22 protein-coding genes are annotated in these 21557 nt (G+C 33.9%); 16 read left to right on the forward strand and 6 right to left on the reverse strand.

Features of this window, described 5'->3' with window-relative positions; genetic code table 11:
* Positions 1–4 precede the first annotated feature (4 nt).
* Positions 5–763 (reverse strand): peroxide stress protein YaaA, encoded by a 759-nt coding sequence (gene yaaA, locus H4V97_RS04035; protein ID WP_196850494.1) that lies wholly within the window; start codon positions 761–763, stop codon positions 5–7.
* Positions 764–935: 172 nt separating this feature from the next.
* On the opposite strand from yaaA, the gene H4V97_RS04040 reads away from it, so the two are divergent.
* The 5 genes from H4V97_RS04040 to H4V97_RS04060 all read left to right on the forward strand — a co-directional run bounded on the left by H4V97_RS04040 (position 936) and on the right by H4V97_RS04060 (position 6775).
* The gene (locus H4V97_RS04040) at positions 936–1466 is read left to right on the forward strand and encodes a GNAT family N-acetyltransferase (RefSeq protein WP_209549005.1); all 531 of its coding nucleotides are present in this window, start codon (positions 936–938) and stop codon (positions 1464–1466) included.
* Positions 1466–2788, forward strand: a complete 1323-nt coding sequence (locus H4V97_RS04045) for an MFS transporter (RefSeq protein ID WP_209549006.1) — start codon at positions 1466–1468, stop codon at positions 2786–2788. Before H4V97_RS04040 ends, H4V97_RS04045 begins: the two co-directional genes overlap by 1 nt.
* A gap of 99 nt (positions 2789–2887) precedes the next feature.
* On the forward strand, positions 2888–4150 hold the full coding sequence (locus H4V97_RS04050) for an NAD(P)/FAD-dependent oxidoreductase (protein WP_262897382.1): 1263 nt from the start codon (positions 2888–2890) through the stop codon (positions 4148–4150).
* A gap of 164 nt (positions 4151–4314) precedes the next feature.
* On the forward strand, positions 4315–5736 hold the full coding sequence (locus H4V97_RS04055) for an adenosine deaminase (RefSeq protein ID WP_209549008.1): 1422 nt from the start codon (positions 4315–4317) through the stop codon (positions 5734–5736).
* A 244-nt stretch (positions 5737–5980) separates the two neighbouring features.
* Positions 5981–6775, forward strand: a complete 795-nt coding sequence (locus H4V97_RS04060; RefSeq protein WP_196850499.1) for a transglutaminase domain-containing protein — start codon at positions 5981–5983, stop codon at positions 6773–6775.
* A 128-nt stretch (positions 6776–6903) separates the two neighbouring features.
* On the opposite strand, the gene H4V97_RS04065 is transcribed toward H4V97_RS04060, so the two are convergent.
* Complete coding sequence (locus H4V97_RS04065) at positions 6904–7947, reverse strand: RluA family pseudouridine synthase (protein WP_196850500.1); 1044 nt, start codon at positions 7945–7947, stop codon at positions 6904–6906.
* A complete protein-coding gene (locus tag H4V97_RS04070) occupies positions 7937–8560 on the reverse strand; it encodes a PASTA domain-containing protein (RefSeq protein ID WP_196850501.1) in 624 nt (207 codons plus the stop codon). The genes H4V97_RS04065 and H4V97_RS04070 overlap by 11 nt, the downstream gene beginning before the upstream one ends.
* A 217-nt stretch (positions 8561–8777) precedes the next feature.
* Between H4V97_RS04070 and H4V97_RS04075 the strand changes: the two genes are divergently transcribed.
* The 5 genes from H4V97_RS04075 (at position 8778) to H4V97_RS04095 (ending at position 12396) form a co-directional block, all read left to right on the forward strand.
* A complete protein-coding gene (locus tag H4V97_RS04075) occupies positions 8778–9746 on the forward strand; it encodes a D-alanine--D-alanine ligase (RefSeq protein ID WP_209549009.1) in 969 nt (322 codons plus the stop codon).
* Between the two features lie 41 nt (positions 9747–9787).
* On the forward strand, positions 9788–10396 hold the full coding sequence (locus tag H4V97_RS04080; protein WP_209549010.1) for a hypothetical protein: 609 nt from the start codon (positions 9788–9790) through the stop codon (positions 10394–10396).
* Between the two features lie 122 nt (positions 10397–10518).
* Positions 10519–11211: a DUF421 domain-containing protein gene (locus H4V97_RS04085; RefSeq protein ID WP_209549011.1), complete on the forward strand. Its 693-nt coding sequence runs from the start codon at positions 10519–10521 to the stop codon at positions 11209–11211.
* Positions 11212–11257: 46 nt separating this feature from the next.
* Positions 11258–11725, forward strand: coding sequence for a pantetheine-phosphate adenylyltransferase (gene coaD, locus H4V97_RS04090; RefSeq protein WP_196850504.1), 468 nt, complete (start codon positions 11258–11260; stop codon positions 11723–11725).
* Between the two features lie 92 nt (positions 11726–11817).
* Complete coding sequence (locus H4V97_RS04095) at positions 11818–12396, forward strand: PhnA domain-containing protein (RefSeq protein ID WP_209549012.1); 579 nt, start codon at positions 11818–11820, stop codon at positions 12394–12396.
* A gap of 235 nt (positions 12397–12631) precedes the next feature.
* Here the strand turns inward: H4V97_RS04095 and H4V97_RS04100 are convergent, their stop codons facing one another.
* Positions 12632–13981, reverse strand: a complete 1350-nt coding sequence (locus H4V97_RS04100) for a DEAD/DEAH box helicase (protein ID WP_209549013.1) — start codon at positions 13979–13981, stop codon at positions 12632–12634.
* Between the two features lie 155 nt (positions 13982–14136).
* Here H4V97_RS04100 and H4V97_RS04105 point away from each other — a divergent pair, with 155 nt between their 5' ends.
* Complete coding sequence (locus H4V97_RS04105; RefSeq protein WP_209549014.1) at positions 14137–15867, forward strand: M14 family metallopeptidase; 1731 nt, start codon at positions 14137–14139, stop codon at positions 15865–15867.
* Positions 15868–15875: 8 nt separating this feature from the next.
* Here H4V97_RS04105 and H4V97_RS04110 read toward each other — a convergent pair whose 3' ends face one another.
* On the reverse strand, positions 15876–16478 hold the full coding sequence (locus tag H4V97_RS04110; protein WP_196850508.1) for an NUDIX hydrolase: 603 nt from the start codon (positions 16476–16478) through the stop codon (positions 15876–15878).
* 7 nt (positions 16479–16485) lie between these two features.
* On the opposite strand from H4V97_RS04110, the gene pyrE reads away from it, so the two are divergent.
* Both pyrE and H4V97_RS04120 read left to right on the forward strand, forming a co-directional pair.
* A complete protein-coding gene (pyrE, locus tag H4V97_RS04115) occupies positions 16486–17133 on the forward strand; it encodes an orotate phosphoribosyltransferase (protein ID WP_196850509.1) in 648 nt (215 codons plus the stop codon).
* Between the two features lie 44 nt (positions 17134–17177).
* Positions 17178–17570, forward strand: coding sequence for an SRPBCC family protein (locus H4V97_RS04120; RefSeq protein WP_196850510.1), 393 nt, complete (start codon positions 17178–17180; stop codon positions 17568–17570).
* 133 nt (positions 17571–17703) lie between these two features.
* Here H4V97_RS04120 and H4V97_RS04125 read toward each other — a convergent pair whose 3' ends face one another.
* Positions 17704–18432, reverse strand: coding sequence for a biotin--[acetyl-CoA-carboxylase] ligase (locus H4V97_RS04125; protein ID WP_196850511.1), 729 nt, complete (start codon positions 18430–18432; stop codon positions 17704–17706).
* Positions 18433–18527: 95 nt separating this feature from the next.
* Between H4V97_RS04125 and rsfS the strand changes: the two genes are divergently transcribed.
* From rsfS to H4V97_RS04140, 3 genes are all read left to right on the forward strand, one after another.
* Positions 18528–18899, forward strand: a complete 372-nt coding sequence (rsfS, locus tag H4V97_RS04130; RefSeq protein ID WP_073207166.1) for a ribosome silencing factor — start codon at positions 18528–18530, stop codon at positions 18897–18899.
* 14 nt (positions 18900–18913) lie between these two features.
* The gene (gene ftsH / locus H4V97_RS04135; protein WP_196850512.1) at positions 18914–20839 is read left to right on the forward strand and encodes an ATP-dependent zinc metalloprotease FtsH; all 1926 of its coding nucleotides are present in this window, start codon (positions 18914–18916) and stop codon (positions 20837–20839) included.
* Positions 20840–20953: 114 nt separating this feature from the next.
* Positions 20954–21556 (forward strand): LUD domain-containing protein, encoded by a 603-nt coding sequence (locus H4V97_RS04140; RefSeq protein ID WP_196850513.1) that lies wholly within the window; start codon positions 20954–20956, stop codon positions 21554–21556.
* Position 21557 lies beyond the last annotated feature (1 nt).

A 21557-nucleotide genomic window follows, 5' to 3' on the forward strand; every position in this document is an offset into this window, starting at 1 on the left:
GCTACTATCTCGTGAAAACCAAATGATTTCCTTTTGATAAATTGGCATCAAATTGATATCCGTCGTAATTGAAACCTTTCAAGTCATCAATAGTCTTGGCATTGGTATCAATAATGTAACGCACCATCATTCCCCTTGCCTTCTTGGCAAAAAAGCTAATCATTTTTAATTTTCCATCTTTATAATCTTTAAAATCCGGGGTGATTACCGGGACTTTCAAAGCTTTGACATCGATTGCCGAAAAATACTCATTACTGGCCAGATTGATGAACAATTCATCTTTTTTGAGTTCTTTATTTAATGCTTTTGTAACGGTTGTTTTCCAAAATTCGTAGAGATTTTTGCTTTCGCCAATAGGAAGTTTTGTTCCCATTTCCAGTCGGTACGCTTGCATCAAATCCAATGGTTTCAGTAATCCATACAATCCTGATATTATTCTCAAACTGTCTTGTAAAGTTTCTAATTTTTCGATTGGAATTGAATAAGCGTCTAATCCAGTATATACATCACCATCAAAAGTAAAAATGGCGGGACGGGCATTTTCTGTAGTGAAAGGCGTTTTCCATTTTTGGTTGCGTTGCCAATTCAAATCGGATAATTTATCCGAAATATCCATCAAATTAGATAATGCTGCAGGCGATTTTTGTTTTAAAACGGTATGAACTTGTCGCGCTTCTTTTAGGAAGGAAGGCGCTGTATGCAGTGCTGTTGGTAACTCTTTTTCAAAGTTTAAAGATTTGGCTGGCGATATAACAATTTTCATTTGCAGAGGCTGTTTCAGTTCATTTTAATAATAGATTCAAAAGTACAAATTGAAAGTAAGAAATGAGTGCCTCTGAATTGTTTTGTTTAATGATACAATAGATAATAAAAATCGTTACAACTATATTTTTACTATTTTTGATTGAATCAAACCATACTACCATTATTCTATTATGTCCAAAATTGAAATTAAAAAAGCATCACTATCTGACCTTAAGGCACTAAAAATAATAAGCATACAAACCTTTTCTGAAACTTTTGCAGAAGTGAACACACCCGAAAATATTGAAAATTATAATCGGGAAAGTTTTAGCGAGGCACAATTAACTACGGAACTAAACAATCCAAATTCCCAGTTTTTTATTGCTTATTCGGATTCAGAACCCATTGGTTATTTAAAAATAAATTCTGGTAAGGCACAAACTGAAGTTATAAATGATCATGCTTTAGAAATTCATAGAATCTATGTTTCACAATCTTTTCACGGAAAAAAAGTAGGCCAATTATTGCTGGACAAAGTAATCGAAATTGCGCAACAAAGTGCGGTAGATTATATTTGGCTTGGAGTCTGGGAAGAAAATCATAGAGCATTACGCTTTTATACAAAAAATGGTTTTGTTGCATTTGACACTCATGTTTTTATTCTTGGAGAAGATAAACAAACCGATTTATTAATGAAATTGGACCTAAATAAAAAATCATAATGAATAATAATTCTCTAGATTTAAAAAAACCTGCTATTCTCAATGCGGCAGTAATTGTAGCTGCACTTGGCTATTTTGTAGACATTTATGATTTACTACTTTTTGGAATCGTACGTACCGATAGTTTAAAAGACTTAGGAATCACTGGCGATGCCATCCGGAATCAAGGAGAATATCTCATAAGTATGCAAATGTTTGGGATGCTTTTTGGCGGCATTCTTTGGGGAATTTTGGGTGACAAAAAAGGTAGAATTTCCGTTTTATTTGGTTCTATTTTGATTTATTCTGTGGCTAATATCGCCAATGGAATGGTAACTACAGTGGATGGTTATGCTTTTTGGCGACTGATTGCAGGAATAGGACTTGCAGGAGAATTAGGAGCGGGAATTACCCTTGTTACTGAATCCTTACCAAAAGAAAAACGAGGATATGGAACTATGATTGTCGCTTCGGTGGGCGTTTCCGGTGCGGTTGTCGCTTATTTTGTCTATCAGATTTTTCAGGATTGGCGTTTGTGTTATTATGCTGGTGGTGTTTTGGGAATTTTATTACTCTTTCTAAGAATCAGCATTTCAGAGTCGGGAATGTTCAAACAAGTTCAGCAAAGCAAAGAAACTAAAGGTGATTTCTTGTCCTTATTTAGAGATAAAAAAAGATTTTCAAAATACATTCAATGCATACTTATTGGAGTTCCGCTGTGGTTTTTAGTAGGAGTTTTGATTACATTTTCACCTGAATTTGCCAAAGCATTAGGCGTGCAGGGATTTGAAACTATTGCCGCTGGAAAAGCTATCGCTTGGTGTTATGGAGGCTTGGTTCTAGGAGATATTGTCAGCGGACTATTGAGTCAGTGGCTGAAAAGCAGAAAAAAAATCATGTATTTATTTTTGGTTTTCAATCTTTTAATGATTTTTATTTATCTGAATGCGTTTGGCATTACAGCTAGCACTTTCTACACTATTTGTTTTATCATGGGATTCTCCGTGGGATATTGGGTATTATTTGTAACAATTGCAGCAGAACAATTTGGAACCAACATTCGTGCAACGGTAACAACGACAGTCCCTAATTTTGTGCGAGGTTCACTTCCGCTCATTATTATAATTTATGGTTTTTTCAGAGATAAAATCTTCGACGGAAACATTCTTCAATCCGCAATGATTGTAGGTTCTATACTTTCTATAATCGCATTATTGGCGCTTTGGAAATTAAAAGAAACTTTTCACACTGATTTGAATTATTCGGAACAAGACAACAGAATTTACTTTAGAAAAAAAAAATTAATATCAAAAATCAGTACTCGATTAAAATTCGGTAATTAAGTAACCTAAATAAAATGTAATTCGACGTAGAAAAAAAATAATTTTAAATTTTAAATTGTCACTTATTTGAGCCACTTGAAAACCGTATTTGGCTTATTTTTGTATAAAACATTTTCAAAAAACATGAAACAAGATGTAATTATTGTTGGAGCGGGACTAGCGGGATTATCTGCAGCTGTTCATTTGCACCGTCAAGGGCGAAAAGTACTCGTTCTAGAAGCAAGTGACCGTGCGGGAGGAAGAATAAAAACCGATTCTCATGAAGGGTTTCTATTAGACAGAGGTTTCCAAGTACTTTTGACCGCCTATCCGGAAACAAAAACTTTACTCAATTATAAAGACTTAAAATTAAGAAAAATGTTACCCGGAGCAACTGTGCTCTATGACGGAGGCAGTTTTGAAATCGCAGATCCATTCCGAAGACCTTCGGCAGCATTGGCGACCCTTTTTGCTCCCGTTGGCACATTTAAAGATAAAATTAATACCCTTTGGTTAAAAAATAGATTGCAAAAATTAACCATCGAAGCCATTTTCGAACAACCGGAACAAACTACCCGCAAGCAACTGGCTGATTATGGTTTTAGTCCAAAAATGATTCAGCGTTTTTATGCCCCCTTCCTTTCTGGGATTTTTTTGGAAAATGAATTGCAAACTTCCAGAAGAATGTTCGATTTTGTGATGAAAATGTTTTCCGATGGTGATGTGGCGGTTCCAGCTTTGGGAATGGAAGAAATTCCAAAACAATTAGTCGCCATGCTTCCCGAAGGCAATATTCAATGCCATACAAAAGTAACTGCCGTTGATGGAAATAAAGTAACCACTGCAGACGGAACCGTTTTTGAAGCCAACCAAATCCTTTTGGCTACGACCGCAAATAACCTTACCCAGAAATTCTTCACGAAACAAAAAATGACTTCGCATCAAGTAACTAACGTTTATTTTGAAGCAAGTGAAGCGCCTACAAAAAAAGCGGTGGTTGTACTAAATGCTTCAACCCATAAAAAATGGGTCAATAATTTGACCGTCATGTCCAATGTTTCTGAAGCCTATGCTCCAAAAGGAAAAGTACTTATTTCTGTTTCCTACAATGGAATCCCAACTGTTGATGATGCTACTTTGGCCGAAAACATGAAAGAAGAATTGAAACAATGGTACGGGGAAAAAGTAAATTCTTGGAAAATGCTCAAGGCGTATCGCATTGAATATGCTTTGCCCACTCAGGAAAGTGTGCGGAATGAAATTGCTGCTTCTGAAATAAAAATTTCTGATACATTATATATTTGTGGAGACAACTTGCTGAATGGTTCTATCAATGCCGCATTAAAAACGGGACGATTAGCCGCCGAAGCAATGAAAATATAGCTTCTAATTTTTAAAAAAATAAGAGTTTATGGTCTAAATTTTTAATTTCAAGCAAAAATATCCACCTTTGACTAATTAAATTTCTTTCAAATTAACTTTGCAACAAAACTAAAGCACAACGTTTGAAACAATAAAAAAACAGATACTTCAATAAAAAATATTCTATGAAATTATTTCTCACCTTTTTTCTTTCCATTTTATTAAATTTTGGTTATTCACAATCAATCAATACCTATTTTGAAAAGATTAGAGACAATGAAGCCGCTTTAACCGCTTTCTTTTCTCAGATGCCCAAAGGAGGCGATTTGCACCACCACTATTCCGGTTCAATTTATGCTGAGCCTTTATTAGCACATGCGATTAGTGAAAATTTTTACCTCAACATCGAAACGATGCAGGTGCAAAAAGAAAAACCATCAAGCGGTAATTGGGAACAATTTACAACATTGAAAAGTCGAGGAGAATTAGATGCATACAAACAAAAAATAATGCAAAAATGGTCTGTGAAAGACTATAATCATGTCGATTACCCTTCGGACAAGTTGTTTTTTGAATCCTTTATGAAGTTTGAGCCAGCAATCAAAGGAAATTTTGAACAAGGATTATTGGAATTGAAAAATAGAGCCCTAAAAGAAAATCTAAGTTATATAGAAACCCAATTATCTACAATTCCCTGTTCTATGAATACAGATGATTTGGTTAAGTTTAATGCTCGATTACGACAATTGGCGATTCGCCAAGATGAAAAAGCGATATTGACTTCATTAGATTCCTTGTACAATTCCTTGCTAAAAAAAGATGCTCCGGCTTACGCCAAAGATTTCAATACTAATTTTGTTACTAAGATGCACAATGAGCTTAAGATTGATGACGCCCGTTTCACGATGCGTTATCAAAATTTTGTATTGCGTTTTATGGAACCGGTTGATTTATTCAAAAATCTGGTCATTGCATTTATCTCCGCAGATAGCAGCACTCTTATGGCTGGTGTAAATATCGTTTCTCCCGAAGATGGCGAAACTTCCATGAAGGATTACTGGTTGCACATGGTTATGTTTAAATATTGTCATTCCCGTTTTCCAAATGTAAAATACTCGATGCATGCGGGGGAACTAACCTTAGGATTAGTTCAACCAGAAGACCTTACTTGGCATATTAGTGCCGCTGTTTACACTGCTGGCGCAAATAGAATAGGACACGGCGTTGACATGGCTTATGAACAGAATTCATATGATTTATTGCAATATATGGCTAAAAAGGACATCCCTGTAGAGATCAATTTAGTGAGTAATGAGTTCATTTTAAAGGTCAAAGAAAACCGCCATCCATTAACTTTATATAAAGAATTTGGCGTTCCAATAGTTATCAGTACCGATGATGCAGGGATTCTGCGAACTAATATGACCGAGCAATATGTTCTATTAGCAAAAAGATACAAGGACATCACTTATGCCGATATTAAGCAATTTGTTTACAATAGCATTAATTACAGTTTCATAAAAGATGCTTCGGTAAAAAAAGATTTACTGAAAAATTTGAACACGAGATTTAAAACTTTTGAATCTCATTTTCCGCAAAATAAATAATTTCAACAAAATAAATTATTCTATAATCGAATAAAATAAAGCATCTAAAACAAGAAAAGTTCCTATTCGGGACTTTTTCTGTTTTATAATTTCCCTCTCCCTAAAATTTAGTTTTTTTTTACAAATATTTTTTTATACTTTTATAGTACCTACTTAACTACATGATAGTTACACTTTACAATAAATCCCAATTATTTTTAATTTTGAAATTTTAATTGTTTGCTAACTATCTAAATTAGTGAAGATGAGTAGAACTTTCCTTTGGTATTTAAGAAGACATCCTTTACTGTATAAAATAAGATTTAGATTAGTTTCTAAGAAGACTTCTATCGATAAAATTGAACGTTTTTGTTATAATGGCTTGAACAAAAAAACGGATATGCCAGTTATTTATTTTCAGCTAAATAATATGATTTTCACCCGTAAAAAAACTGACTTAACCGATATAGAAAAAGTCAAAAAAATAGCAAAATGGCTCAGAAATCACATAAAAGGAGGACCCGGATTAGGTAAATCTTCTGAAAATGCGCTATTAAAAATGATTAAAGGCGAAGGAGGCGTTTGCAGTGATTTCTCGCAGATTTTTAATAATTTTTGTGTCATTAATGATTTGAAAGTAAAGGAATGGGGACTGAAAATTTCAAAGGGAAACTCTTCCGTTTTAGGCGGACATTCCTTTAATGAAGTGTATTGCAAAGAATTTCAAAAATGGATTATAATCGATGTGTCCAAATCAATATTTTTTTATCATATCAGTCCAAAATTACCCTTGTCAGTTTTGGAGCTAATTGATTTAAAAAAACAAAATAAAGAAATCTATTACTCAATTTTCAATAAAAAATTGATTTCCGATGAACAAAACATTGATGACCTTTATCTTAGTTCTGACTCGTCTCCTTTCGTAATCACTAATTACTGCAACAAAACGTATGACTATTACCTAAACAAACTAACCATGTTTCCAGAGTCAATTATTCATGGTATTGTTTTTCTTAGTGGCAACAGTTATGCCTATGAGTTTCCGAAGTATAAATGTTAATAATCTATCCCTTGCTCCTGTATAAATAAATTATTCCAGTAAAAGTCTCATCTGCTAAGGATTGGGGTTTTCTGTAACATAAAAGTGAATCTCCATAAAAAAAGCCCCAATCCGGGGCTTTATATATTTTAATTTTCTTCTTCTTCAGTGCTATGTGATTTCGAGTAATTTCTCCATTTCTCTATACAATCCTGAAAATCTTGAGGGAGTTCTGTATCAAAACGCATCATTTCTCCCGTTGTTGGATGCACAAAGCCCAAAGTTTTGGCATGTAACGCTTGGCGAGGCAACGCTTTAAAACAATTTTCTATAAACTGTTTGTATTTGGTAAACGTAGTTCCCTTCAAAATCAAATGACCACCATAACGCTCGTCATTAAACAAAGTGTGCCCTATATGTTTTAAGTGAACACGTATTTGGTGTGTTCTGCCTGTTTCCAGTTGGCATGAAATCAAAGTAACATAACCAAAACGCTCCAACACTTTATAATGCGTTACAGCAGGTTTTCCTATTTCCGGATCAGCAAAAACTGCCATTTGCATGCGGTCTTTGACGTGGCGCGCCACATTCCCTTCAATCGTACCTTGATCAGCAATTACGTTCCCCCAAACCAAAGCTATATATTCCCTTTCAGAGGTTTTGGCTTCAAACTGTTTGGCAAGATGCGTCATTGCCGCTTCGGTTTTGGCAATCACCAGTAAACCCGAAGTGTCTTTGTCAATTCTATGAACGAGTCCTGGACGTTCGCTGCTGTTCATTGGCAAATTATCAAAGTGATACGCCAAAGCATGAACCAAAGTCCCTGTATAATTCCCATGACCGGGATGAACTACCATTCCTGGCTCTTTGTTTATCAATAACAACGCATCGTCCTCATAAACAATATTCAACGGGATATTCTCGGGAATAATGTGATTTTCAAACGGTGGATGCGACAACATGACGCGAACCACATCATTTGCTTTCACTTTGTAATTCGACCTCACTGTGACGTCGTTTACAAAAATATTCCCTTCTGTTGCTGCAATCTGTATTTTATTCCGTGTTGCATTTTGTATCAGACTCATCAAGTATTTGTCTATTCTTAAAGACGCTTGGCCTTTAGGAACTTCAAATCTAAAATGTTCAAATAACTCCTCTTCTAAATCTATTGTTTCTATATTATTGTTCATTTTCTGGTGCTTGTTCTGGTACTGGTACCGCCGTACTGTCTACTGTGCTTTCATCTACATAACTCGCTTTTCCGTCTCCTAAAACCAAATCAATTTTAGAAGATTTCAAGACCCTGTCCCCTACTTTTAGGTTTCTTCCCTTATAACGCATTTCCAGAACCATATCCTTTCCAAGATTTGGAATATAAGTAATCGTCCCTTCTTCAAGTCCCAAAGCTTTCAACGTTGGAACCGCCTCACGGTATGTTTTTTCAATTAAATCAGGTATTTTCACGGACGAAAACCCCGAAGCATTTATTTTAATATATACTTTTCTACCTACTTTTACTTTTTCGCCAGGCAAAGGATCTTGCTCAACTACACTAAATTTAGGGAATTCACTTCTAAAATCTACGCTGTCCAAAAGCACATAATCTAAATCCAACTCGTTTAACTTATCCTCCACCTGCTCGACAGTCAATTTTCTCAAATCTGGAACCGTAATTTCATGCCCATGATCAGTGGTAAAAGTCAACCAATGGATAAACAAATAACCTAAAACGGCAATAATAGCAATAGCAATTAATATTTGACCAAAAAAGACACGGCTAGTAAGATACTTACGTAAACTCATAAATTTATTTTTATATGCGGCAAAGATAAAGCTATTTCGTTTCAAAAAAAATGATAATTTTGTTTAATGCTTATCGTCATCCTGAGCTTAGTCGAAGGGAGGAGCTATTTCCCGCTATTCGTTACAATCTTTTTATCCGCCGAAAAGGCTGACAAAAAGGATTTTCACTGCTATCGGGGCTAAAAACAAATCGTTTTCACAACACATAATTTATAAAATGAAAAACATTGCTATTATCATGGGCGGCTATTCCAGCGAGTACAAAATCTCACTCATTAGCGGAAACGTCGTATATCAATTTCTGGACAGAAATAAATTCAACGGATTCCAAATTCATATTTTCAAAGAAAAATGGGTGTATGTTGATGTTAATAATGTTGAATTCCCTATAGATAAAAATGATTTTTCAGTAACAGTGGATGGAGCTAAAATTACTTTCGACTGTGTTTTTAATGCGATTCATGGTACTCCTGGCGAAGACGGATTGATGCAGGCGTATTTCGAATTGCTAAATATTCCACAAACATCTTGTGATTATTACCAAGCCGCATTAACCTTCAATAAACGCGATTTACTGTCAGTATTAAAACCATACGGAATTAAAACAGCTATTTCCTATTATTTAAATAAAGGTGACATCATCAACACCGAAGAAATTGTAACTAAAGTAGGATTGCCTTGTTTTGTAAAACCAAATAAAGCGGGTTCCAGTTTTGGAATTTCAAAAGTAAAAATGGCCGCCGAATTGCCAATCGCTATCGAAGTGGCTTATAAAGAAGACAACGAAATCATCATAGAAAGTTTCCTTGATGGAACCGAAGTTTCTGTTGGCGTCATCAATTACAAAGGAACTGTAACCGTTTTACCCATAACCGAAATAGTTTCTGACAATGACTTCTTCGATTACGAAGCCAAATATCTAGGTAAATCGCAGGAAATTACACCAGCGAGAATCTCAGATGAAATGACACAAAAAGTAAGCGAAATAGCAAAACGTGCCTACGAAGTCCTTAAAATGAAAGGCTTCTCCCGTAGCGAATTTATCATTGTAAACGATGAACCGCACATGCTGGAAATGAACACTATTCCCGGTCTGACCACCGAAAGTTTGATTCCGCAACAAGCCAAAGCTGCCGGAATTTCATTAGAAGATTTATTTACTAACGCCATAGAATTGGCGTTCTAAATTTTAACAACCATACAAATTAATAAATTAATTTAAAATATATGCTAATAAATTTAGGCCGTAATATAAAAATATTAAAGACAGGAATAATCGAAAACGCATCCTGTCCAAATTGCAATAAAATAAACACATTAAATTTTTCAATTTACGGTGGATATATTAATGTTATTATAATTCCAAGTGCACCAATAAAACGTACAATTTTAGTAGAATGTAGTAATTGTAAGAAGACCTATAAACTGAAAGAGTTAACACCCGAAATCAACACCAATTTTAAAGAACAATATAAAAAAAATCCTGTAAAAAATCCTTTATGGCAATATACTGGTTCTATTATATTAGCAGTTACACTATCATTTGCAATTTATACCGGAATTCAAATGAAAAAAGCTGAAAAACAATATATAATAAATCCTTTAATTGGCGATATCTATCGTGTAAATAATGATGGTCATTATTCAACTTTAAAAGTAAAAAAAGTTTCAAACGATACTATTTCTATCTATATTAACGATATGGAAACAAATACCTATTCAGGGATTGATGAGATTAATATTGACAAAAATTACAATAAAACTCAGTTTTTCACAAAACAAAATTTGAGAGATTTATATACCAAAAATATAATATACCAAATAGACCGTCGTTAAAATTTCTAATTTCACAAATCACCGAAAGTTTAATTCCACAACAAACTAAAGCAACCGGAATTTCTTTGGAAGATTTGTTTTGTAATGCGATATAATTGGCTTTAAATAACTAAATTTCCAATATGACAGAAATATTTGAATGGAACCGCTTATTGTACAATGATTTACCCGAATCCTTCCTTTTAGAAGTTATTTTCCGATCAACGATAATGTTTACGGTTTTACTTCTGACCTTAAAAGTGGCCGGTAAACGTGGAGTGAAGCAGTTGTCTGTTTTTGAAACAGTGATCATTATCGCGTTGGGTTCTGCAGCTGGAGATCCCATGTTTTATGAAGAAGTTGGAATAATACCACCGATTACAGTTTTTTTAGTCATCATTCTTTTATACCGTTTAGTTACATGGCTGACCGGAAAAAGCAAACGATTTGAAGAGTTTATAGAAGGTAAAACGGAATGTTTAATCAGCGAAGGAAAATTTTCAATTGCTACTTTTAAAAAAGAAAGTCTGGCACAAGATGAATTCTTTTCGGAACTTCGATTGAAATCAGTGGAACATTTGGGTCAGGTAAAAAATGCTTTCATGGAAACCAGCGGTGAAATCAGTGTTTTCTATTATGAAGATAATGAAGTGCAACCAGGATTACCAATCCTGCCCTTTTTATTCGATCTAAAAAGTAAAATTATTCCTGCTGAAGGTATTTATTCCTGCACTTTTTGCGGAAATACAGAAAGTCATAAACCTGGAAATGCGGAATGCACAATTTGTGAAAAACTGGAATGGGTAGAAGCTATAAATACAGTCCGAAAAACCTAACTTAGCCCTAAATAAAACATCTGTTTGTTGTACTTATATCTGCAAAATGAAAAAAGCTATATTTCCCGGATCGTTTGATCCCATTACCTTAGGCCATGAAGACATCATCAAAAGAAGCATTTCGTTATTTGATGAAATCGTAATTGCTATTGGTATCAATGCCGAAAAAAAATACATGTTTTCCCTTGAGGAAAGAAAACGCTTTATCGAAGAGACATTCAAAAATGAACCCAAAGTTTCGGTGATTACGTACGAAGGTTTGACAATAGATTTGTGTCATAGAATAAAAGCGGACTTTATTCTCCGTGGCTTACGCAATCCCGCCGATTTTGAATTCGAAAAAGCCATAGCACACACCAACCGCCGTTTGTCAAAAATAGAAACCGTGTTTTTGTTGACTGCAGCCAGAACTTCCTATATCAGTTCCAGTATTGTAAGAGATGTAATTCGCAATGGCGGCCAATACGAAATGTTAGTTCCCGATGCCGTAAGAGTGAAAGATGTATATTTATAGAAATACAAGATCAACCCTGTTCCTAACTTCAATATAAATTTGTAGAAAGCGCTATTTAGCCGTATTTTCGCCAAAAATAAAAGCCATTAGACATGAGTATAGAAAGAGAATTAAATAAACGCAGCGGATCTAAATGTGAACTTTGTGGAGCAACTGAAAACCTAAAAGTGTATGAAGTGCTACCAACAAAAAAAGGCGGAATAGACGAAATTATTATGGCTTGCAGTACGTGTATCGACCAAATAGAAAATCCGGATAATGTAGATTTAAATCATTGGAGATGTTTGAATGATAGCATGTGGAATGAAAATCCAGCAGTACAAGTTGTTGCATGGAGAATGTTAAGTCGCTTACGCTCTTCTGGGTGGCCGCAAGAATTATTGGATCAAATGTATTTAGACGAAGATACTTTGGCTTGGGCTCAAGCAACTGGTGAAGGGGAAGAAGAAGAAAACAAGGTGATTCACCGCGACAGTAATGGCGTAATTCTTGAAATTGGAGATTCCGTAGTTTTAATTAAAGATTTAAAAGTGAAAGGATCGAGCATGGTTGCTAAACAAGGAACTGCAGTTCGTAACATCCGTTTAGACCACGAAAATGCTGAATACATTGAAGGTAAAGTAGACGGTCAGACTATTGTAATTATTACACAATACGTGAAGAAAATATAGTTTACAGTTTTCAGTCCCAGTCACAGTTTTCAGTGCCTGAAGTTGAAAAAAGTAATCGGTTGCGATGCACTATTTTCAATTGATCTAACTAAAAAAATCGTTAACAGTAAATTTGATTTACTGTTAACGATTTTTTTATTAGACTAATTTTACTGATCACTAAAAGCTGAAAACTGATTACTATTTTCATTGTTCACTCTATTAAAACTGAACAGTGAACACTAAAAACTGAACACTAATTCTCCTCTTCTTTCTTTATCACTTTTCGGGCAACTTCAATTTTGAATTTCTTACCCTTCATTTTTTCATCTCTTACATTGTGCAGCAAATCTTTTACTTTATTGAATTTGACAGCAGCAAACGAAATAAAATCTTTTACTTCTATCAATCCTAAGTCTCCTTTTTCAAGTTTTCCTTTTTGGGAAAAGAAACCCACAATATCAATTTTATTTAGTTTGTTTTTCTTTCCACCACTGATGTAAATCGTTTGAAATTCAGGTGGTTTTGGCAATGAAGTAGCGTTTTCTATATTGAAAACACTCATTCCATAATCAATATAATCCATTTTTTTTTCACTTTCATGAGCAATAATATAAGCGGTTCCGGATGCAAGCATACGAGCCGTTCTACCGTTTCTATGGGTAAATTCGTCTTCTTTGGATGGTAAATGATAATGAATTACGTGATTCATTTCAGGGATATCAAGTCCACGAGCGGCTAAATCTGTAGTGATTAAGTAACTCGCACTTCCATTACGAAACTGGATTAATGCGCGTTCGCGTTCATCCTGATCCATTCCACCATGATAATAAGTAGAATAAATCCCTTTTTCATTCAATGTATCGCTGATGCGTTCTGCAGCATCACGATGATTACAAAAAACAATGGCCGATTGCGATTTCAACGAACAAATCAGGTTGAATAAACTTCCTATTTTATCCTTCTCTTTCGAAACCACCATTTTCATGGAAAGATTCGTCTCTTCTAAATTTTCTGGAATAAAGTCCAAAATCGTTGGATTTACCACTCTGGTATATCTTGGAATCTCAATATCGGAAGTTGCAGAAACCAAAACACGTTTGTTCAGTTTCGTCAATTTTCCAATGATAAACGACATTTGTTCATGGAAACCCAATTGCAACGATTTATCAAATTCATCCAAAATCAAGGTTTGAATTTTATCCACGCGGAAAGTTCCTCTGTCGATATGGTCTGCAATTCTTCCAGGAGTTCCTATTAAAACTGCCGGAGGATTGCTTAAATTCTTGATTTCTGTATCGATGGAATGTCCACCGTAGCAAACATTTACTTTATAATCAGTTCCCATTTTTTTCCAAACCTGCTCAATTTGCAATCCTAATTCACGAGATGGAACTAGAATTAAACATTGAACCGACTGGAATTCAGGTTGCAACATCTCCAAAATAGGCAATAAAAAAGCTAAAGTTTTCCCTGATCCTGTTGGCGAAAGCAATAAAACATTGTTATCATTCAAGATTGCATCTTGGGCTACTTCTTGCATTTCGTTCAGACTTTCGATGCCTAAATTCAAAAGTATATTGTTGGAATGGTGTTTCTTATTCATTTTTTCTATTTCGGCAAAGGTAATTTTTAATTTTGAGTTATGAATTTTGAATTATGAATTTTCATATTTTTAAATGACAACCTTCCTTTTCTTATTATCATTTCTGTACTTGTCTAAAAAAAGCTACATTTGAAATTCAAATTAAAAACCGAAATATGAGATTTTTCACATTCCTTTTTTTACTATTTTCCTTCAGTACATTTGCTCAAAAAGGCAATAAATACGACACTTTTTTCGAAAAAGGAAACGGAAATCAATCCGCTACCTATCAAGAAACCATCGCATATTACAAACTTTTAGCTCGTGATTTTCCCACCATAAAAATGCAGGAAATGGGCCTGACAGATAGTGGAGAGCCTTTACACATCGTAACTTTCGACTCTGAAAAACACTTTGATTTTGAAGAAATTCAAAAAAATAAAGCAGTCCTTCTTATTAATAACGGCATTCACGCTGGCGAACCGGACGGCATTGATGCAACCATGCAATTGTTTCGGGATTTGGCTTTAGGTAAAATAAAAATTCCAAAAAATACTGTCATTGTTTGTATTCCGGTATATAATATTGGCGGTGCTTTAAATAGAAATTCTACGACAAGAGCGAATCAAAACGGTCCTGAATCTTATGGCTTTCGTGGAAACGCAAGAAACTATGATTTGAACCGAGATTTCATCAAATCAGATACAAGAAACACGAAGAGTTTTGTGGAAATTTTTCATAAAATAAATGCTGATGTTTTTATTGATAACCATGTCAGTAATGGCTCTGATTATCAATACAAACTAACGTATATCATAACGCAACACAACAAACTAGGGACTATTTTAGGTGGTTTTTTAAATACCGAAATGATGCCTGCTTTAGTTAAGGATTTACAAAAGAAGAAAATAGAAATGACGCCGTATGTCAACTCATTTGCAGATACGCCAGACAAAGGTTTTGGGCAGTTTTTTGAAAGCCCAAGATTTGCAACGGGTTACACTTCATTGTTTAACACCATTGGGTTTGTGGTAGAAACACACATGCTGAAAAAATATGCGGATCGCGTGAAAGTAACGTATGAATATATGAGATCTGCAATTGATTACACCGATGCTAATTTTGAAAAAATTAAGCGGCTCCGTTTGAAAAATGAAGAACAATACCAACCCAAAAAATCGTACACCATAAAATGGGAAATCGACAGTACAAAAAAGACAACTTTCCCCTTTTTAGGGTATGAAGCCATTTATAAAAACAGTGATGTTACCGCAGGAAACCGTTTATTTTACGACAGAACAAAACCATATAAAAAAGACGTTCCCTACATTAAAGAATTCAAATCTGTAAAAGAGATTATTATCCCAACAGCGTATATTATTCCGAAAGGATTTTGGCCAGTTATTGACTTATTGATAAGCAATACCATTACCTACACTCAATTAAAAAAAGATACAATAATTGAAGTTGAAAGTTACAAAATCGCTGATTTCAAAACGACAACATCGGCTTATGAGGGGCATTATTTGCATAGAAATACTACTATAAATTCAAAAATTGAAAAATTGGCTTTCGCCAAAGGAGACTACATTATTCCAACGCAACAAAAGGGCATAAAATATTTATTGGAAACATTAGAACCCGAAGGAATTGATTCTTTTTTCAATTGGAATTTTTTCGACACAATGCTACAGCAAAAAGAGGGATATTCTGATTATGTTTTTGAAGATACTGCAACACGAATTTTAAAAGATAATCCAAAAATAAAAGCAGAATTTGAGTTAAAAAAGCAGAATGACTCAAGTTTTCTTAAAAATCCGGAAGCACAATTAGACTGGATTTACAAGCATTCCGTTTATTATGAAAAAGCGCATTTACAATATCCGGTGTATAGAATTTTAAAATAAAAAAACTTCTATTTCAGGAGTTCTTCTTCTTCGAATAATAATTTTATATTTTCATAGGAATTTTTTAGCGCTTCCTTAATTTGTTCTGGGTTCATCCAGGCCACTTTTTCTATTCCTTCTTCTAATTGACCTTCTGGCGTGCCTTCAAAATCAGATTGCATTTCGAACCAATGCGTAATTTTTAGTTTGTATTTTCCATTACGTCTAAAAACGTGATATGTTTTTTGAAGTTTATGAGAAATGGATAGTAAATTAACACCTGTTTCTTCCTCTACTTCTCGCATGGCGGTATCTTCAATTTCTTCTCCTTTTTCGATTCCGCCTTTAGGTAAATCCCATTTTCCGTTTCTAAAAATAAATAAAACCTCCCCTTTTTTATTGTAGACTAGTCCTCCACCAGCTTTGGTAACCGGAATTTTAGCCTTCAAAGTCTTCATGATTTCCTTTTCATCAGGATGATACAAGTAGGCTTTTTGAATTTTATTTTGAAATATTTTTACTATAAGTTGCTCGATGTCAATGCTCTCTAACAGGAACAATTGAAAATCTGTCTCTTTAGAGATGTGATTTGTCAAAAAAAGTGGTTTGTCGTTAACAAAAACTTTATACATTTGTATTATGATTTTTAATAAAGAAACAGCCGAGAAAACAGCCGAATTGCTTTTGCAAATAAATGCAATTAAATTGAATCCAAGAAATCCTTTTACGTGGGCTTCGGGATGGAAATCGCCTATTTATTGCGATAACCGTTTAATCCTCTCATTTCCAGCCATAAGAAATTATGTGCGAGATGAGTTTTCCAAAAATATTGAAAAACAATTTGGAAAACCAGATGTTATTGCCGGTGTAGCCACTGGAGCGATAGGAATTGGTATGCTAGTTGCAGAAAGTTTAGGATTACCATTTGTGTATGTTCGTCCAGAAGCAAAAAAACATGGAAGGTTAAACCAAGTGGAAGGATTTTTACAAAAAGGACAAAACGTTGTCGTTGTAGAAGATTTGATAAGTACTGGAAACAGCAGTTTACTTGCCGTAGAAGCATTACGAGCAGCTGGGGCCAACATTAAGGGAATGGCGGCAATATTCACATATGGATTTGATGTTGCGGAACAAAATTTTAAAAATGCCAATATCGATTTATTGACATTAAGTAATTATCAGAATCTGTTAAATTTGGCTGTAGCCAAAAAATATATAACTGAAGAAGAAGAACAAACTCTGAGAGAATGGAACGGAAGTCCATCAACTTGGAATGTTCAAGTGTAAAAATTAATAATATATTTTTTTTTAAAATAAACAAAAACAAATCTATGAACTTAGAAAGTCCAAAAGTTACCGTCGAAAAATCAGCACAAGAATTATTTGAATTATTAAGCAATGTTCAAAATTTCGAAAAATTAATGCCTGAAAACATTGCGAAATTTGAAGTTATCGGTGATGATGCGTTTATTTTTGGATTGAAAGGCATGCCGGAAATAAAATTAAAAATGAAAGAAAAAGTAGCGCCAAATAAAATAGTTTTGGGTGCTGCCAGCGACAAACTTCCATTTACATTGGTTGCTAACATTAATGCTGTAACAGATAATTCAAGTGATGTTAAACTTGATTTTGAAGGAGATTTCAATCCCATGATGGCTATGATGATAAAAGGCCCTATTGGGAAATTTATTGAAACTTTAGCCACTAATATGGTGAAATTATAAGCCCCCTAACCCCCGAAGGGGGAATTGGAAAACTTTGGTAACGAGAGAAAAGAATATAGAGAAGTAGATATACTATTCTATATTCTTTTTTCTTTTTCTCTTTTTCTCTTTTGCCTTCTGCCTATTTTCTTCCCTAATACAGCATTTGAATTTCCTTGATATCAAACTCAACAACACTGTCGTCTTCAAGCAGAATTTCAAGTTTACCAATTGCTGTTATTCCTTGGATAATCCCCATAAAATTTTGATTATTTTGGTCTGAAAAAGGCATTGGAACTCCTTTCTTAAATAATTTATTGGAGTAGTCCGTCCAAAAAGTATCCGAATTTTGTTTACCTACCGATACCTTTCTTTCTATGTTGTCAATTATCGAAAAAAGCAAATCCTCTTTATTAAATTTTAAGTTACAAATAACCGACAATGAAGATGCTTTAGGTAAATTTTCGAATTTGGTTTGATTGACATTTAAACCTAAACCTACAATAGAAACAATAGTTCCGTCACTTTTAATACTGTTTTCAATTAAAATGCCACCTATTTTTTTATTGTCTGACATTATGTCGTTTGGCCATTTGATACTAAGATTTGGTATATTATACCATTCAAGAGCATCAATTACTGCAAGTGAAGCTATAATATTGAGATCATATATCTGACAAATATCTGATAAAAAATCCTTTACCAAAACACTCAATATTAAGTTTTTACCCACCTCAGATGCCCAAACGGCTCCCATTTGTCCTTTTCCTTTAGTTTGATTTTCGGCAGTGACAACCGTAAAGTTTTCTAGTTCTTGTTTGTTCGATAATCCTTTCAGGAATTCATTTGTTGAATCTATGGCATCGAGTTTGATTAGTTTCATATAACGTATTTTGTGAAACAGAATTTAATATTATGTTAAGGTTCAAAAATAATCACAAAAAATGGTAACTTTACAAACTTATATAAAAATAATTCATGGCGAAAAAGACTATAAATAATGATGACCTATTGGCGAACATCATTAAGGGAATAGAAGAAGTAAAAGGAAATGATATCGATATTCTTGATTTAAGAGAAATAGACACCGCAGTTTGTGATTATTTTATCATTTGCAATGGTAATTCAAATACACAAGTTAACGCTATTGTTAACTCAATTCAAAAAACAGTTTCAAAAGAATTGAAAGATAAGCCTTGGCATGTTGAGGGAACTGATAATGCAGAATGGGTTCTTATGGATTATGTAAATATAGTTGTCCATGTTTTCCAAAAACACATCCGAGAATACTACAATATAGAAAGTCTTTGGGGTGATGCAAAAATCACTACTATCCAAAACAAATACTAAAGAAAAAACTTCTAATGGCTAAAGATAATAATCCAAATTCGAATAAATTTAAAGTAAGTCCTTGGTTAATTTACACTGCAATCTTATTAATTTTCTTGTTTATAAGTTTTATAACTGGTGGCTCGAGTTTAAATGAACCTGCACAACTGACCTCTTCTAAATTTAATAATTTTTTAGAAAAAGGACAAATTGAAAAAGTAATAGTTTACAACAAAACGGAAGCAGAAGTATACCTAAATGCTGCTGCATTAAAGGATGCGGTGCACAAAAACGTAGCTAAAGATGTTTTTGACAGACCAAACAAAGGTCCTCATTACTCTTTTGATATTGGTAATGATCAAATATTCCAAAATAAACTGGAAAAAGCGGTTAGTGAAGGAAAATTGAAAGATTTTAATTTCTTACCAAAAAACAATTGGACAGATATCCTAATTAGTTTATTGCCTATTATTATTATAATTGGAGTTTGGATTTTTATAATGAGAAAAATGTCAGGCGGCGGCGGAGCTGGTGGCGGACAGATTTTCAATATTGGAAAATCGAAAGCTAAACTTTTTGACGAAAAAACAGATATTAAAACTACATTTAAAGATGTTGCTGGACTAGAAGGTGCAAAAGAAGAGATACAAGAAATTGTAGAATTCTTAAAAAATCCTGAAAAATATACTAACCTTGGTGGTAAAATTCCAAAAGGAGCACTACTTGTAGGACCTCCTGGAACAGGAAAAACTTTATTGGCGAAAGCCGTAGCTGGTGAAGCACAAGTGCCATTCTTCTCTTTATCAGGTTCTGATTTTGTGGAAATGTTTGTTGGTGTAGGTGCATCACGTGTACGTGATTTATTCAAACAAGCTAAGGAAAAATCTCCTGCTATCATTTTTATTGATGAAATTGACGCAGTAGGTAGAGCTAGAGGAAAAAGCAACATGTCAGGTGGAAATGATGAACGTGAAAACACATTAAATCAACTATTAACTGAAATGGATGGTTTTGGTACCAATTCAAATGTAATTGTTTTAGCTGCAACGAATAGAGCTGATGTACTTGACAAAGCATTAATGCGTGCAGGTCGTTTTGACAGACAAATTTTTGTAGATCTTCCAGATATTCGCGAACGTGCTGAGATTTTTAAAGTGCATCTTGCGCCTTTGAAAAAAGTAGAAGGACTTGATACCGACTTTTTAGCGAAACAAACTCCTGGTTTCTCCGGAGCGGATATTGCTAATGTATGTAATGAAGCAGCACTTATTGCTGCCAGAAATAACAAAACAGCGGTTGATAAACAAGATTTTTTAGATGCTGTTGATAGAATTGTAGGTGGTCTTGAAAAGAAAAATAAAATTGTAACTCCAGAAGAAAAGAAAGCAATTGCTATTCACGAAGCTGGTCACGCAACTGTAAGTTGGATGTTAGAACACGCTGCCCCTCTTATAAAAGTAACGATTGTTCCAAGAGGACAAAGTCTTGGAGCGGCATGGTATTTACCAGAAGAGCGCTTAATCGTTCGTCCTGACCAAATGCTAGATGAAATGTGTGCAACTATGGGAGGAAGAGCTGCCGAAAAAGTAACTTTCAACAGAATTTCAACTGGCGCATTGAGTGATTTAGAAAAAGTAACTAAACAAGCTCGTGCCATGGTTACGGTATATGGTTTGAATGAAAAAATAGGTAATGTAACTTATTATGATTCGACGGGACAAAGTGAATATAGTTTTGCAAAACCTTATTCTGAAGAAACAGCTAGAATAATTGACGAAGAAATCTCATTACTCATTGAAAGTCAATACCAAAGAGCCATCCAAATTTTAGAAGAAAATAAAGACAAGCTTAATCAGCTGGCTAATATTTTAATTGAAAAGGAAGTTATTTTCAAAGATGACTTAGAAGCTATTTTCGGAAAACGAACATTTGATAAAAATCTTGAGGAAGTAGTGTCTTAATAAAACACAAATTATTTAATTATTTTTAAAATCTTAATTCAAAAACAGCTTTTGAATTAAGATTTTTTTATCTTTGAACGTTTTCAAGTAATAAATTAAGTAGTTTAAAAGTATATGAGTCTTTTTAGAAAATTTTTTGGTTCTAGTAATCTAGCTTCTGATGAAGATAAAGAAAGTGAGAGTAGTAAATACTTTACTGAAAACGCTACATCTATAGATGAGAAATTCATCTATAATTTTAAGAAAAATGGTGGTAAATTTTTATACTGTGAAAACTCAGAAGAAGTAAGCGAACATTTTGAAAACATACTCGCAGAGAACGACTGGTTCGAAAGTGACGTTCTATGTTATGATCCTACTCTTTTCAAAATTCTTGATGACAATAAACTGACTTATAATAAATCAGCTAATCCTAAATTTCTACTTGCAAGTTGTGAAAATTTAATCGCTGAAGAAGGGTCTATTTTATTTTCTTCAAAACAAATAAAGCAAAATAAACCACACGAATTACCTACCAATATTGTAATTTTAGCTAATACAAGCCAAATTCTAGCGGCAAAAAGCGATGGACTGAGTGCCATAAAAAAGAAATACGAAAGAGACTACCCTACCAATATTACTACAATAAAATATTTCGAAAAAGCAAAAGAGGAAGATTTTACACAATACGGAAGTTCAGCTAAAAATCTTTATTTATTGCTTTTAGAAGACCAATAAG

Source organism: Flavobacterium sp. CG_23.5, from assembly GCF_017875765.1.
In the GTDB taxonomy this organism is placed as follows: Bacteria; Bacteroidota; Bacteroidia; order Flavobacteriales; family Flavobacteriaceae; genus Flavobacterium.

What these genes read in the sequence shown, in the direction of transcription:
- yaaA (WP_196850494.1), bottom strand. Translation starts at nt 763, where the DNA reads ATGAAAATTGTTATATCGCCAGCCAAATCTTTAAACTTTGAAAAAGAG.
- H4V97_RS04040 (WP_209549005.1), top strand. Translation starts at nt 936, where the DNA reads ATGTCCAAAATTGAAATTAAAAAAGCATCACTATCTGACCTTAAGGCA.
- H4V97_RS04045 (WP_209549006.1), top strand. Translation starts at nt 1,466, where the DNA reads ATGAATAATAATTCTCTAGATTTAAAAAAACCTGCTATTCTCAATGCG.
- H4V97_RS04055 (WP_209549008.1), top strand. Translation starts at nt 4,315, where the DNA reads ATGAAATTATTTCTCACCTTTTTTCTTTCCATTTTATTAAATTTTGGT.
- H4V97_RS04060 (WP_196850499.1), top strand. Translation starts at nt 5,981, where the DNA reads ATGAGTAGAACTTTCCTTTGGTATTTAAGAAGACATCCTTTACTGTAT.
- H4V97_RS04065 (WP_196850500.1), bottom strand. Translation starts at nt 7,947, where the DNA reads ATGAACAATAATATAGAAACAATAGATTTAGAAGAGGAGTTATTTGAA.
- H4V97_RS04070 (WP_196850501.1), bottom strand. Translation starts at nt 8,560, where the DNA reads ATGAGTTTACGTAAGTATCTTACTAGCCGTGTCTTTTTTGGTCAAATA.
- H4V97_RS04075 (WP_209549009.1), top strand. Translation starts at nt 8,778, where the DNA reads ATGAAAAACATTGCTATTATCATGGGCGGCTATTCCAGCGAGTACAAA.
- H4V97_RS04080 (WP_209549010.1), top strand. Translation starts at nt 9,788, where the DNA reads ATGCTAATAAATTTAGGCCGTAATATAAAAATATTAAAGACAGGAATA.
- H4V97_RS04085 (WP_209549011.1), top strand. Translation starts at nt 10,519, where the DNA reads ATGACAGAAATATTTGAATGGAACCGCTTATTGTACAATGATTTACCC.
- coaD (WP_196850504.1), top strand. Translation starts at nt 11,258, where the DNA reads ATGAAAAAAGCTATATTTCCCGGATCGTTTGATCCCATTACCTTAGGC.
- H4V97_RS04095 (WP_209549012.1), top strand. Translation starts at nt 11,818, where the DNA reads ATGAGTATAGAAAGAGAATTAAATAAACGCAGCGGATCTAAATGTGAA.
- H4V97_RS04100 (WP_209549013.1), bottom strand. Translation starts at nt 13,981, where the DNA reads ATGAATAAGAAACACCATTCCAACAATATACTTTTGAATTTAGGCATC.
- H4V97_RS04105 (WP_209549014.1), top strand. Translation starts at nt 14,137, where the DNA reads ATGAGATTTTTCACATTCCTTTTTTTACTATTTTCCTTCAGTACATTT.
- H4V97_RS04110 (WP_196850508.1), bottom strand. Translation starts at nt 16,478, where the DNA reads ATGTATAAAGTTTTTGTTAACGACAAACCACTTTTTTTGACAAATCAC.
- pyrE (WP_196850509.1), top strand. Translation starts at nt 16,486, where the DNA reads ATGATTTTTAATAAAGAAACAGCCGAGAAAACAGCCGAATTGCTTTTG.
- H4V97_RS04120 (WP_196850510.1), top strand. Translation starts at nt 17,178, where the DNA reads ATGAACTTAGAAAGTCCAAAAGTTACCGTCGAAAAATCAGCACAAGAA.
- H4V97_RS04125 (WP_196850511.1), bottom strand. Translation starts at nt 18,432, where the DNA reads ATGAAACTAATCAAACTCGATGCCATAGATTCAACAAATGAATTCCTG.
- rsfS (WP_073207166.1), top strand. Translation starts at nt 18,528, where the DNA reads ATGGCGAAAAAGACTATAAATAATGATGACCTATTGGCGAACATCATT.
- ftsH (WP_196850512.1), top strand. Translation starts at nt 18,914, where the DNA reads ATGGCTAAAGATAATAATCCAAATTCGAATAAATTTAAAGTAAGTCCT.
- H4V97_RS04140 (WP_196850513.1), top strand. Translation starts at nt 20,954, where the DNA reads ATGAGTCTTTTTAGAAAATTTTTTGGTTCTAGTAATCTAGCTTCTGAT.